Raw genomic sequence first — 14,161 nt, 5'->3', positions numbered from 1 at the left:
TATTAAGCAGAAAATTCAGGTAGAATTGTCGCGTTTTTTACCATCAGTTTTTTTGAGAATGGTATTATCTGATTCATTACTAATCTGGGCTGTTCTATGCCATCTTCTCCTACGCCATCCAAACCCTCTACCACCGCGTCTTCATCTACCGCGTTGTCCAGTCCAGCGGTGTATCAGCCACCCTTTTATTATCAATGTATCATTGGCTTACTCAAGCCGCTATATCGCCTACAGGTTTGGCGACGCTCACACAAGCGCGATAACTATCAGCAAGAAGTGGCGCAGCGTTTTGGCAAGCACTATCCTGCAGCGCCAACAGCTGATATCAAAGCTGAAATAAACCATAAAGCTGAGATGAATAATAACGTTATCTGGTGCCACGCGGTGTCTTTAGGTGAGACCAATACAGTAGCGCCGTTGCTAGACATGCTATTGGCGCATGGTTATCAGATTTGGCTGACCAATACCACGCAGACGGGTTTCGCTCGCGGTGCCAGCCGTTTCGCTGCTGACATTGCTCAGGGTCGGCTTAGCCATAGCTATGTACCTGTAGATAGCCCCGCTGTTATTGAAACGTTTTTAGCGCACGTGCAGCCAGTCGCGGCCTTGTTTGTAGAGACCGAGCTGTGGGCAAATATTTTAACCAAGCTGTCCGAGCATCGTATTCCGAGCATCTTAGTCAATGGTCGTCTATCAGCCAGTTCATTTACAAGCTATCAAAAAATCGCTGCTGTCAGCGCCAGTATGATGAAAAACCTGACGTTAATTATTGCGCAAGACAACGAGTCTGCCAAACGCTTTCGTCAGCTGGGCGCTCATAGTGCGCAAATTCGGGTGGCGGGCTCACTCAAGTGGGTCATTAATAGCCCAGTGCTTAATAATGAAACGATTGATAGCAAAATTGATGATGAACAAGCGACTGATAGCAACGCTGCTAAGAAAGAACATGAGCGTGCCACTATACAAAAGCAAAAGAGCGGTATTGCCGTCGAGTTGGGAATAGCGGATCGTCCTATTTGGGTCGCGGCCAGCACCCATAATGGCGAGGAAAGCATCGCTCTGTCATTACAAGAGCAGCTATTGTCCAACCCAGCGCTGGCGGATACGCTATTGATTATCGTGCCCAGACATCCTGAACGCTTTGATGAAGTGGCGACGCTTATCCAAAACAGCACGTTGATGATGGCACGGCGCAGTAACGAAGAAATAATCAATGCGGACACGCAAGTCTATTTAGCAGATAGTATGGGCGAGCTGATGACATGGTATACGCTCGCCGATGTGGCGTTGGTGGGCGGTTCGTTGGTCGATGTGGGCGGACATAATCCGGTTGAGCCAGCGAGTGTGGCAACACCGGTGCTAATGGGACGCCAAACCCAATCGTGTCAAAGTGTGGTCGATAAGCTGGCGAGTGTGGGCGCGTTATATCAGCCAAATAATGCGTTTTACCGTCCAATTACGATAAAGCCAACGACGATAGAGGATGTTGCTGCCAATGATGTTGCTACCAATAATGAAAATATCGACCATTCAGATATCAGTCGCTCAGATATCAGTAGTCTAGATATGAAGGGTAAGCAAAAATCCTCGCGCAGTAAGTCCTCATTGGCTGCTAACGATACGGCGCTCATTTATGATCAGCTACAGTCCTGGCTTAGCCATCCGCTATTAGCCAAACAGGCAGGGCAAGCTGGCGAGCAGATGACCGTACAGCAGCAAGCAGTATTAACGCGTCAATTTGCCATGATCGAAAAGGTGATTGAGCAACACTCAAACCAAGAGACTCTATGAATTGTCTATTACTGCCTGCCGAAAACTTTTCGCAAAATTCTGCGACAATCAATCATCTATCGCAAATTAACCATATCAATGACGTGTTGACCGCAACAGTGGGAGATACGCTTAAAATTGGGCAACTCGGTGGCAATCTTGGTACGGCGATGATTGAGGAGATTGCTGCTCACCGTATTCAGCTAGGTGATGTTCAATTGTCAGTTGTGCCACCTGCTAAGTTAAATCTGACGGTCATCTTGGCATTACCACGTCCAAAAGTGCTGCGCCGCTTGATAATGGATATGACGGCGCTTGGCGTGCGCGATATTATCCTTATCAATAGCTATCGCACGCAAAAGAGCTATTGGCAAAGTCCGATGTTGAGTCGCCTCGATGAGTTCGTATTAGAAGGCTTACAACAAGGAGTGGATACTGTTGCCCCGCGCATTACTTTGCAAAAGCGTTTTAAACCCTTTGTCGAGGATGAGCTGGCAAGTCTAATCACCAACCGCGCTATTGTCGCGCACCCTTACAGCGATCTGTCATTTTCGCAATATGTGCAGCAGCAAGTGCTAGCAAAGCAAGAGCAAACTGCGCCATCGTTCGTAGAAACCAACTCAGCTAATAGCACCTCCTTGCCCAGTCTCGTTTGTATCGGCGCAGAAGGGGGCTGGATCGACTATGAGATTGAGCTGCTTGCCAGTCAAGGCTGTCAGCCAGTACATATAGGTCCACGCATATTGCGTACTGAAGCGGCAGTCAATGTAATTTTGGGGCAATGGTTGTTATAAAAAAGTGTTGAGCGAACACTATTTGGCTAAATCATTGCTTTTGAAATTGTATTTTAAAAGCAATGATTTAGCCAAACAAACACCAGTTTATCCAGTTAAATAAATGTATTGATAATTAATCTCATTTCTATTAGTATGTTGTTTTCAACTAATATGCTCTTATTACTCTTAATGAGTAATGTTTTTTTTATCTCTCACTTATCCGTAGCACCATTATGGGGAAAACCATGTCATTGAAAGCTTTCAGCGCAAATTTACCTTCTACCAAGCTCACTTTACCTGTTGCCGTATTTGGCATGATGCTAGGGCTTGCGGGTTGTAGTAATTCCTCTACGCCAGAAGAAAGCGTTGATGCTGAAGCGGCGCCAGCTAGTAGCGAGCAAGAAGTGGCTAACGATGGCGCGACGAGTGCTGAAGGACAAACGATTACGATCTACTCATCACGTAACGAGCAGCTGATCAAGCCTTTGCTAGACCGCTATACAGAAGAGACAGGTATCAAAATTGAACTGGTCACTGATAAAAGTGGTCCATTGATGGCACGCTTGCAAGCGGAAGGTCAAAATACGCCAGCGGATATGCTATTGACTGTAGATGCGGGTAATTTGTGGCAAGCTACAGAACAAGGATTGCTCCAGCCAGTGGCATCGACGGTATTAGAAGCCAATGTCCCTGCAAAATATCGTGATCCAAAAGGTCAGTGGACAGGTCTGTCATTACGTGCCCGTACTATCATGTATGACCCAAGTAAAGTCAGCGCCGACCAGTTATCCACTTATGCAGATTTGGCGGATCCAAAATGGAAAGGCAAGCTTTGTTTGCGTACCTCAAACTCTGTATACAACCAGTCATTGGTTGCCAGTATGATTGAAAACTTAGGCGAAGAAAAAACCGAAGCCGTCATTCGTGGTTGGGTAGATAATTTAGCCACTGACGTCTTTAGTGATGACACTAGCATGCTAAAAGCTATCGCTGCCGGTCAGTGTGAAGTGGGCTTGTCTAACAGCTACTACTATGGTCGCTTGCTCGATGAGCAGCCTGATTTTCCTGTCAAAGTCTTTTGGGCAAACCAAGGCACTACTGGTACCCACGTGAATATTTCTGGAGCAGGTGTGGTGACAGGATCAGACAATCCTGATGGCGCCCTCAAATTAATGGAATGGTTGTCTTCGGATAAAGCCCAAGGTCTCTATGCCAGCTCTGATAAAGAATATCCAGTCAAAGAAGGCGTTGATGAGTCAGATATGCTCAGATCGTGGGGCGAATTCAAAAAAGATGATATCAACGTGCAAAAGTTTGGTGAGCGTCAAACCCAAGCGATTCAAATGATGGACAAAGCAGGTTATAAATAGAGTATCACAAGCCAACCACGCCCAAAAAATGACAGTAGCCATAAGATAAATGTCAGTATGACTCTTAGTAAGCGGAACAGTAAGCGGAACAGTAAGCTGAGCAAGTTTGGCAGAGAAAATGGTGTTTTTGGGTGTGCGATAGGCGAATTAGATCGGGATCTCTATGCGTATGACATGGTAATAATTATATGATAACAACGCCAAATGCGTCTGTTCGTCAAGACAGGACAGCCAACGACCATAACAATGGCAGTGACCATAGTAGTTTGGCTGTTAGTCAAGACCATGCTGTTCGCAAACGTATCCTCTCAAAATCAGTCTTAGGACTGATTTCGTTGTTTATGCTGGTACCAATTCTCATCGTCCTGCTGTCATGGACGCAGCCAGTGGCAGACATCTGGACGCACATGCGCGAGTATGTGCTGCCGCAAGTCCTCAAGAATACCGCGATTTTATTGGTGATGGTGACGGTTATCTCTGGCAGTATCGGCACCGCACTTGCTTGGATCACCAGCATGTATCGCTTTCCCGGACAGCGCTTTTTTTCGTGGGCGCTGATGCTACCGCTCGCGATACCGGCTTACGTGCTGGCATTTGTTACCGTCGGTATTGTTGATTTTAGTGGACCGCTACAGACAGGTTTACGAGAGTTAGGCATCGATACAGCCATTCCGTCAGTACGCAATGTCTGGGGCGCAGGTTTGGTATTGTCATTGGCATTTTATCCCTACGTTTATTTGCTAGCGCGTCAGGCCTTTTTGTCACAAGGCAGGCGGGCGATTGAAGCGGGTCAAATGCTTGGTTTAAGCCGCAGTCGCGTGTTTTTTCGCTTGGCATTACCGCAAGCGTTGCCGTGGATAATTGGCGGCTTGTTACTCGCCAGTATGGAAACGCTTGCGGACTTTGGTGCGGTTTCGGTCTTCAATGTAGACACTTTTACAACGGCTATTTACAAGGCTTGGTTTGGCTTTTTTAGTCTAACGACTGCCGCACAATTAGCCGCTTTATTAATCGGTGTGGTATTTATCGTCGTATTGTTTGAGCAGTATTGGCAAGCCAAACGCGGTAATATAGTTACCCAAGGCAGCAATCAGCGTTTTGAAGCCAGCGCGTCTGCTAAGCTGGCCATGACATTCCTATGTACACTGGTGTTTTTGCTGGCTTTCCTAATACCGTTCTTGCAGTTGATCTATTGGACCGCGTTGAATTTTCGCCAAGATTTTGACGCCCGTTATATTGATTTTGTTACCAACAGTCTTATGATTGCGAGCATGACCACCATTTTCATTGCTTTTTTAGCCATCATCATTGCGTGGATCAAGCGCCAATATCCTGATAAATCAACCAAGCTCATGACGACTTTAGCCAATCTAGGCTATGTCGTACCGGGTACAGTACTGGCTGTTGGCATATTTATTCCAATTGCTTGGATAGACAATCAGCTGATTGCGTTCGGTGTGACCTCAGAGCAAGTGCTGTCGGGTAGTGTGATCGTGATGCTCCTTGCCTTATCGACGCGCTTTATGACCGTAAGCTTTCAGCCAGTCGATCGGCAGTTACAGCGACTGACTGTCAATCAGGAAGCGGCTGCTAAATTATTGAGTGACAGCCCTTATCAGCGTTGGCGGCAAGTGATGTTGCCCGTACTCAGCCCTGGGGTGCTAACGGCCTTATTGATGGGCTTTGTCGAAGTGATGAAAGAGATGCCGATCACCTTGATGACACGGCGACAAGGCTGGGATACGCTAGCAGTGCGGGTATTTGAGATGACCAGCGAAGGCATGTGGGGCAGGGCAGCATTGCCAAGTTTGCTGATTGTGTTGGTCGGTCTTATTCCCGTTTGGATATTGCTGCGCCAAAGTGATAAGCAGGGATAAGTTGAAAACAGTTTATTATTTAAGACATTGCCGTTTATTATTTAAGAAGTTAAAGACAGAGTTGTTCGCGCTTAAGCCTTCATTAGCACCATAATTTTTACCGTTTTATTTATTGGTTTTATTCATTAATCGCTTACTGGTACCATCTATGTATACTGACTTGATTAAAGACTCAACAGACCCAGCCAATCCTAAGTCGGCGACGGCTAAAGTGGAAGTGCACGCTGATAATGTAAAAAAATCACCAGTATCAAGAGATGAAGTCTACCAAATGCAGGATAATAATATCGATAAGCACGATGCTAACTTTACCGCACATACTGAGACAAATATCGCCACCAATCCTTACTTTAGTGTGCAAGATTTAATCGTCGGTTATGACGATACCATCATCGTTAATGGACTATCGCTAAGCTTACAACAAGGTGAGATTGGCTGCTTTTTGGGTTATAGCGGTTGCGGCAAGACCACGGCATTGCGAGCCATTGCGGGATTGGAGCAAAGTCGTCGCGGCACGATTGGCTTAAATAACCAACGCTTGACAGAACAGACGCCGACGACCTCGTTCGCCGTTGCGCCAGCCAAACGTGGCATGGGTATGGTGTTTCAAGACTATGCGTTATTCGGGCATTTAAGCGTGGCAAAAAACATCGCTTTTGGTCTTAATAAATGGTCAGCGGCTGACAAAAAAGCCCGCGTGGCTGAGATGCTAAGCCTCGTTGAATTGACGGAGCATGCTGACAAACGTCCCAATGAGCTCTCAGGTGGACAGCAACAACGCGTTGCTTTGGCACGAGCGTTAGCGCCCAATCCCAAACTCTTGCTACTCGATGAGCCGTTTTCTAATTTGGATGTGGTACTGCGTGAGTCATTGGCGATGAATGTCCGTGATATTCTCAAACGTACCAATACCACCGCTATTTTGGTGACTCATGATCAAAATGAGGCTTTTGCGCTGGCAGATAAAGTAGGCGTGATGGATAAAGGCCGATTGGTACAATGGGCGACACCAAGCGAGCTATATCATGAGCCAATCAGTCCGTTTGTCGCCGAGTTTGTCGGTGAAGGTGCGATGATAGATGGCATTATCAAAGAAGGTCACGTCGAGACCGCGTTAGGTGATATTTACCGTCGCATGGAAGTTTATGATGAGTCAGGGCAGCCGCAATATTGTGAGTACGATTATCCCAATGGCACTCCGATTAAGGTGCTCGTGCGCCCTGACGATATAATCCATGATGATGATAGTACGCAGACCGCCTTGGTGATTGGGCGCGTCTTTCGCGGTGCCAATTATCTGTATCGCTTGCAACTCGATGATGGGCAGACAGTTTTATCCTTGGTCGCTAGCCATCATAATCATGAAATTGGCTCGCAAATTGGGATTTTGCCGATACTTGAGCACGTTGTTGTTTTTGATGAAAAAGACATCAATGCGACGACTTGGTCAGAGTATGATCGGTCCGAGCGCGTGGCAGAAGCCAGATAGTCGCTTTAGCAAATTATGATTTAAACGCTCGTCATCATTCAGCGTATTCAACTTAACGAGTTGCCATTATATGCAGATAGCGACCCAGCCATTTATACGGCTCTCGTTGTGAGTAGCGCAGCTCCATACGTATGACTGCATCAGGATCATTATGACCACCGCGCTTGAGCGGTGCATAATCATGAAACACGCGCAAGCCACTGGTTAGAATGGTTTGGTAATGATGTGTGGTGAGCCAAGACTCGACTTCTTCTTTGGCGACCGGATAATTAGGCGTCAGGCTTTTTTTAGTGTCAGCCTTATAATCCGTGTTATCGAGCAGATTAAAATTACCCATAATCAGATTACGATAGTCAAAGCTCGCTGGATTATAAAAGCACAATGACAGCGCGCCATGCTCAGCCAATAGCCGATCACAAAAGTCCATAATCGCTGCTGGTTCTGCGAGCCATTCGAGTAGGGCATGCGACATTATCAAATCAAACTTAGCTGTTTTCTCAGCATTCTTAGCCATACTGTCTTTATTCTGCAACTCATCGATTGCTAACTTATCCTCTATCTCTTGATAAGGGCACACATACCAGCGTATATCTAGATTCCTATCGATTTCTGCGGCGCTCGCTTTTGCTTTCTCTAACATATTGGCAGAGATGTCATTGATGACCACGCTATGCCCTTGAGCCGCAAGCTCAATCGCAATCTGTGCAAGTCCTGCACCCACATCTAAAACTCGTAAAGGTCGCCCAAGCTCTTTACTCATCTGCGCTGTATAGGCAAAGATATCACGGCGCAATACTGCCAGTCGAATGTCGCCTTTAAGACCACCGTAGACCTTTTTTTCAAAATAATCGGCAATCGTGTCAAAGCTACGATCAGTGCGCGTCTCGTCTTGCATCGCCGTTTCTTTTGTTAGATCTGTCGATTGGCTGTTGGTTTCTTTCGTGCTTTGACTGCTGGTTTGCATAGGGTGATATCTGTATTAGGGTTAAATTTGGAACATCGTACAACAAAGACTAAAGCTAAGCTAGAACTGCTTTAACGGCAACAAAATTTTCTGCATAAGGTAAAAGACGCCACTCAGCGCATGTTTTCCAGTAGCTTTTCATAAAATTTTACGGTATAAATAGTGGGGTCTGTTGAACATTCAAATATTAGAACTGCTGATCGCTAAAATCGCATCAAACTAGGCGTAAACCGACGATAATGTCGAGACCTTAGCTAGGTTTACAACAACGTTTGGAGTGATTTTAGCATCAGCCCCAAGTATACAAGCAGGGGCAGGGCTATTTTTTGCCAATACATGGCGAAATTGTCTACCCTAGAACGACTAGGCGTCAAAAATTTCACTGCGTATTGTCTAAAAAATAGCCACTGCCAGTACCATATTTGAATGTTCAACAGACCCTAAGGTTTAAGAAACAATAACTATTGAGCAAGTTTTGCTAAAAAGTGCTTAATACAAATCATTGATGAAAAAAGCTGCCAAACTAAACGGCATTTACTGCCAAAAAATTTCAGCAAACGTCTGATTTACCATTGCTAAGGACAGCAACCATGATCAAATCCACCACGGATACCAGCGGCAAATTATCTGCCCCTTCATCTGCCCCTACTTATCAATCCATGTCTATCACTACCAAAACACCAACGATGTCACGCTGCTTATTGTCAGTAGCCGTTGCCAGTGCTTTACTACTCACCGGTTGTGGAGATGACGACGATGATAACGACACAGCATCCGTCATTTTTCCTACTAGCGTTGAGACAATTAGTGCTTTCAGTACTGCTCAAATAGATGGTATTCCTGGATTGGAAAATGCTGGTACGCCTGATGCTAAGTGTGATATTAAAGTAGAGAAAGTCACCTATCAAACGGTAGGGTCAGCAGGCGAGGTTACCAATGCAACTGCTGCTTTAATGCTGCCTAGTGGTGAGGGTGCAGACTGTTCGGGTGATCGTCCAGTATTATTATATGCTCATGGTACGACTACCGATAAAAGCTATGACTTTAGCCAAGTTGGCAATCCTCAAAATTCAGGCTCGGGTGAAGCCACCTTGATAGCAGCAAACTTTGCCGCGCAAGGCTATATCGTCGTAGCCCCTAACTATGCTGGCTATGATGATTCAGAGCTTGATTACCATCCGTACTTAGTTGCTGAGCAGCAATCTACTGATATGATTGATGCGTTGAATAGCTCGCGTATCGTTATCGATGCACAAAAACGAGAGAAAAATACCAATTACGCCAATATCGATGATTCAGGCGAGCTATATATTTCAGGATATTCGCAGGGCGGTCATGTTGCTATGGCTACTGCTAGAGCGCTAGAAGCACAAAACAAACCAGTGACAGCCATTGCGCCTTTATCAGGCCCTTATGCTCTAGCCGCCTTTGGTGATGCTATCTTTACAGGGAGCGTTAACCTCGGTGCAACGCGATTTGCGCCATTATTAACGACAGGATTACAGAAAAAGTATCCAAGTATTTATGATAATGTTAATGAGATTTTCACTGACCAGTATGCCAATACTATCCTTCCAAGTGACTCAAGTTTTGAGCAATTAGTCGAGGATAATAAACTGCCTGGATTTGCGCTGTTCCAGTCAAAATCTACTGGCAATGCAGTACTTGATCAGCTACCTTTTAGTACACTACCTTTTGCATTTTTAGGATTTTCTCCTGATAACTATCTCATTAAGACGGACTTTCGTGCCGCTTATGTGACAGATGTGCTTGCAAATCCTGATGGTTTGACAGCAACAACACCAGCTGGAATACCAGCCGCTTCTCCACAGAACGAGCTTCGTAAAGCCCTAAAAGACAACGATTTACGAGGATATGTACCAAAGATGCCAACATTGTTATGTGGTGGTCATCGTGATCCAACGGTATATTATGATTTAAATACAGGTGCAATGACGGCTCAGCTGCAACAAGCCAATCTAAATGTCACTGTTCTCGATGTCGACAACGAAAATGAAGCGGGTCGTGGCATTCCAACGTTATTGCCTTTAGGTCAATCAGCATTAGCAAACCCTTGGCTAATGACCAATACTATTGATAATATTCAGTCGCGATTTAATAATAATGTCGACGCTGCTGGAGCTGGCCTCTTATCTAGCTATCATGGTGGTTTAGTCGCTAGTGCTTGTACTGACGCCACTCGTGAATTCTTTAATCAAGACTTCAGTGCCAGTGCCAGTGCCAATCGAACTTAATATGACCAAGCGGCAATAAGTTATTTACAGATGAATGATGTCAAAAAACTGCATCCCATTGGGTGCAGTTTTTTTTATGTATAAAACAATTGCTTTTTAGGAGGATAAAACAATGAAGTCAATAATGTTATCTTTGCTAGCGCTCACCTTTGTATGGTTGCCTATGAGTCAAGCACAAGCAAAAAATACGCCTTGCTCTGGTAAGATGGGCGGCGTTTCCCATTGTTCAAAAGATGGTAAATTCGTCTGTAAAAATGGCAAAATTAGCCAGTCTAAGCGAGTATGTCATTAAAGATATTTCGGCGGATATTGCTGGATCTAAAAACCTGCGCTAATGAGCTGTTTTGCTTGATTTTAATGACAGTCAGAACCCCCTAAATCAACAAATTTGTGCTAAAATAGCTTCTTTTATTCAACATTACTTTTAACAAAAACCGTATCGCCATTTTCCTATGGTTTTGCACGTTTTGAGGTGTTTTTTAGCGTTTATATAACAATCATAGTTGCGCATTTGTGCAGCTATATTTTTGTATCAGCTTAAACCTTTTTAAGGCGTGCAACCCTTAGAGAAATTATGTGAGTGAAGGAGTGTATATGAGCGACTCGATCAGTCCTATTGCCATCGTGGATGAATTAAAGCAATCCTATTTGGATTATGCGATGAGCGTGATCGTCTCGCGCGCGCTGCCTGATGTGCGTGATGGGTTCAAACCAGTGCATCGCCGTGTGATGTATGCGATGCACGTGCTGTCTAATGACTACAATAAAGCCTATAAGAAGTCGGCGCGTGTGGTCGGTGATGTCATCGGTAAATATCACCCGCATGGCGATAGTGCGGTCTATGATGCGATTGTACGGATGGCGCAGGACTTTAGTTTGCGTTACCCGATGGTTGATGGTCAAGGTAACTTTGGCTCGATTGACGATGATCCACCGGCGGCTATGCGTTATACCGAAGTACGTATGACCAAGCTGACCCATCAGATGCTGGCTGATCTCGACAAAGACACTGTCGACTGGGAAGACAACTACGATGGCTCTGAGCGCATGCCAAGCGTGTTGCCGGCGCGTGTGCCTAACTTGTTGGTCAATGGTGCGACTGGTATTGCAGTCGGCATGGCGACCAATATGGCACCGCATAACCTGACCGAAGTTATTAATGCGTGCTTGGCATATGCCGAAAATCCGCAAATATCAGCTGAAGAGCTGATGACCCATATCTCCGGTCCTGACTTTCCTACGGGCGGTATCATCTACGGTCGTGCAGGTATTTTGGATGCTTATCGCACGGGTAAAGGCCGCTTGCACATACGTGGCCGCTATATCATTGAAGCGATGAGCGATACGGGCGTTAACCGTGATCGTGAGCGCATTGTATTTACCGAAGTACCTTATCAGACCAATAAAGCGAAGCTCATTGAGCGTATCGCTGAGCTGGTACGTGACAAAAAAATCGAAGGTATTACTGAGATTCGTGATGAGTCTGATAAAGACGGCATGCGTATCGCCATTGATTTGCGTCGCGGCGAGACGGCTGAAGTTATCGTCAATAATTTATTCCTCCAAACACCGCTTGAGTCTAGCTTTAGTATCAATATGGTGGCGCTCGATAATGGTCAGCCAAAATTATTGACCTTACGTCAATTAATCGCTGCTTTTGTACGTCATCGTCAAGAAGTGGTGACGCGCCGGACCATTTATGAGCTAAACAAAGCCCGTGTCCGTGGTCATCTGCTCGAAGGCTTGACCGTTGCACTGGCGAATATTGATGAAATTATCGCTGCGATTAAGGCGTCTGCAAACCGCGGCTTGGCACGTGAGAGCTTACTAAACAACACATGGGGTTCAGGTAGTGTCGTGGCGATGCTAACCGCTGCTGGCAGTCAATCAGTACGTCCTGACTTCATCGAAGGCGAAGATCCAAAAGCACCGTTTGGTCTGATTGAGGGTAATGAGCATTATCGCTTATCGCTTGAACAGGTCAATGCTATTTTAGATATGCAACTGCATCGTCTAACGGGTCTTGAGCAAGACAAACTGACCGAAGAGTACCAAGATTTACTGCGTGAAATCGCCCATTTAGAGTCTATCCTTGGCGATTTTGACAAGCTAATGACCATTATCTCTAATGAGATGATTGAGATTCGTGAGAACTTCGGTGATGAGCGCCGCACTGATATTATTGATTCACGTATGGACTTTAACCGTGAAGATCTTATCCCAGAGCAAACCGTAGTCATGACCGTTTCTCGTACTGGTTATGCAAAAACCCAGCCAATTGATGATTATGTCGCGCAAAAACGTGGTGGTAAAGGCAAATCTGCGACTGCGATGAAAGAAGACGATGTGATTGATCATTTAGTAGTGACCTCAACGCATTCTACAGTATTGTGCTTCACTGATAGTGGACGTGTCTTTAGCCTACGCGGCTTTGAAGTACCGATTGCCAGTCGCGGTGCCCGTGGTCGTCCATTAGTGAATTTAATTGGGTTAAATCCTGATGAAACCGTGACAACTATCTTGCCTATTCCAAAGATAGTAGAAGAGCTACCGGTAAAAGGTGACACATCATTAACAGACACCTCAATAGATGGTGATGATGAGTTATCAGAAGATAGCAATCAAGCAGAGCCACCTTTTGTATTCTTTGCAACTGCTAATGGTACAGTGAAACGGGTAGAGCTTAAGCAGTTTGCCAATATTCGATCAAACGGCTTGATTGCTGTTGGATTAGAAGAGGGCGATAAATTAGTCAGTGCTCGTATCACCAATGGTAGCCAAGAAGTGATGTTGTTTGCTTCCAGTGGCAAAGCCATTCGTTTTGATGAAAATGATGCTCGCGCGATGGGTCGTACTGCGAAAGGTGTCCGTGGTATGCGTCTGGCTGCTGATGAATTCATTAAGTCGTTAGTCGTTATCGAAGATGATGTCCGCGAAATCCTAATTGCTTGTGAAAAAGGCTTTGGTAAACGTACCTTTATCGATGAGTTCAATACCCAAAATCGTGGTGGTGGCGGTGTAATCGCGATTAAGACCAGTGAGCGTAATGGTGCGTTAGTACGAGCCACCAAGGTTGACTCTACCGATGATATTATTTTGATATCTGACAAAGGGACGTTGGTGCGTACGCCAGTTGAGCATGTCGCTAGCTCTGGTCGTAATACGCAAGGTGTCACGCTGATTCGTCTGTCAAAAGATGAAAAACTGGTTGCTATGGCACGTGTCGAGCACGAAGAAAGCGATGATGAGCTAGTTGATGCTATGAGAGAAGATGGTACGTTGCATGTAGAGGGCCAAGAGCAAATAGACATCGATGCGGCAACTGGCAACACAGCCACAACTGAAGTTGATGATGCTATCGATATTGCAAATAATGATGAGTTAGACGGCGAATAAATGTCTCAGTAGTTAGCTTTGTGATCTAGGGCGTGTCATCAATTAGCACATTGATACATTTAGTGGTCATAAAATGGTTAAATTTTGCCAAACATCGTCAGAAATCTTGTCAATATGTTCATATTTACGGCAATTTCTTTCTTGTTTGACTGCAATTTTCCTCATTTTAAGCCTCACAATCTAAATGATGACACGCCCTAGTCTTATATGATTGTTCTAAAAAAAGCCTCTGACGTTATCGTCGGAGGTTTTTATTTTTTGATT

Annotated in this window: 9 protein-coding genes; 8 read left to right on the top strand and 1 reads right to left on the bottom strand. The window is 45.2% G+C overall.

All coding sequences use genetic code 11. From position 1 onward, the window contains the following. Positions 1-96: 96 nt before the first annotated feature. The 5 genes from ACMFL8_RS10670 to ACMFL8_RS10650 all read left to right on the top strand — a co-directional run bounded on the left by ACMFL8_RS10670 (position 97) and on the right by ACMFL8_RS10650 (position 7,282). Positions 97-1,791, top strand: a complete 1,695-nt coding sequence (locus tag ACMFL8_RS10670) for a 3-deoxy-D-manno-octulosonic acid transferase (protein ID WP_413190963.1) — start codon at positions 97-99, stop codon at positions 1,789-1,791. Then, positions 1,788-2,564 carry a 16S rRNA (uracil(1498)-N(3))-methyltransferase gene (locus ACMFL8_RS10665; RefSeq protein WP_413190962.1) on the top strand — a complete coding sequence of 259 codons (777 nt, stop codon included), beginning with the start codon at positions 1,788-1,790 and terminating at the stop codon, positions 2,562-2,564. The genes ACMFL8_RS10670 and ACMFL8_RS10665 overlap by 4 nt, the downstream gene beginning before the upstream one ends. Positions 2,565-2,791: 227 nt before the next feature. Beyond that, positions 2,792-3,916 carry an extracellular solute-binding protein gene (locus ACMFL8_RS10660; protein WP_413190961.1) on the top strand — a complete coding sequence of 375 codons (1,125 nt, stop codon included), beginning with the start codon at positions 2,792-2,794 and terminating at the stop codon, positions 3,914-3,916. Positions 3,917-4,104: 188 nt separating this feature from the next. Further along, positions 4,105-5,793: an ABC transporter permease gene (locus ACMFL8_RS10655; RefSeq protein WP_413190960.1), complete on the top strand. Its 1,689-nt coding sequence runs from the start codon at positions 4,105-4,107 to the stop codon at positions 5,791-5,793. A 148-nt stretch (positions 5,794-5,941) separates the two neighbouring features. After that, a complete protein-coding gene (locus ACMFL8_RS10650) occupies positions 5,942-7,282 on the top strand; it encodes an ABC transporter ATP-binding protein (RefSeq protein ID WP_413190959.1) in 1,341 nt (446 codons plus the stop codon). A gap of 52 nt (positions 7,283-7,334) precedes the next feature. Here ACMFL8_RS10650 and ACMFL8_RS10645 read toward each other — a convergent pair whose 3' ends face one another. Next, complete coding sequence (locus ACMFL8_RS10645) at positions 7,335-8,246, bottom strand: methyltransferase domain-containing protein (protein ID WP_413190958.1); 912 nt, start codon at positions 8,244-8,246, stop codon at positions 7,335-7,337. A gap of 590 nt (positions 8,247-8,836) precedes the next feature. Here ACMFL8_RS10645 and ACMFL8_RS10640 point away from each other — a divergent pair. The 3 genes from ACMFL8_RS10640 (at position 8,837) to gyrA (ending at position 13,897) form a co-directional block, all read left to right on the top strand. Next, on the top strand, positions 8,837-10,501 hold the full coding sequence (locus ACMFL8_RS10640) for an alpha/beta hydrolase family protein (protein WP_413190957.1): 1,665 nt from the start codon (positions 8,837-8,839) through the stop codon (positions 10,499-10,501). Positions 10,502-10,613: 112 nt separating this feature from the next. Continuing rightward, on the top strand, positions 10,614-10,793 hold the full coding sequence (locus tag ACMFL8_RS10635) for a hypothetical protein (protein ID WP_240215385.1): 180 nt from the start codon (positions 10,614-10,616) through the stop codon (positions 10,791-10,793). A gap of 302 nt (positions 10,794-11,095) precedes the next feature. Then, positions 11,096-13,897 carry a DNA gyrase subunit A gene (gene gyrA, locus ACMFL8_RS10630; protein ID WP_413190956.1) on the top strand — a complete coding sequence of 934 codons (2,802 nt, stop codon included), beginning with the start codon at positions 11,096-11,098 and terminating at the stop codon, positions 13,895-13,897. Positions 13,898-14,161: the final 264 nt, after the last annotated feature.

It is taken from the genome of Psychrobacter sp. AT9 (assembly GCF_047272965.1).
Taxonomy (GTDB): domain Bacteria; phylum Pseudomonadota; class Gammaproteobacteria; order Pseudomonadales; family Moraxellaceae; genus Psychrobacter; species Psychrobacter glaciei.
The sequence above is the reverse complement of the archived record's forward strand: the minus strand, read 5'-3'. Positions and strand labels throughout refer to the sequence as shown.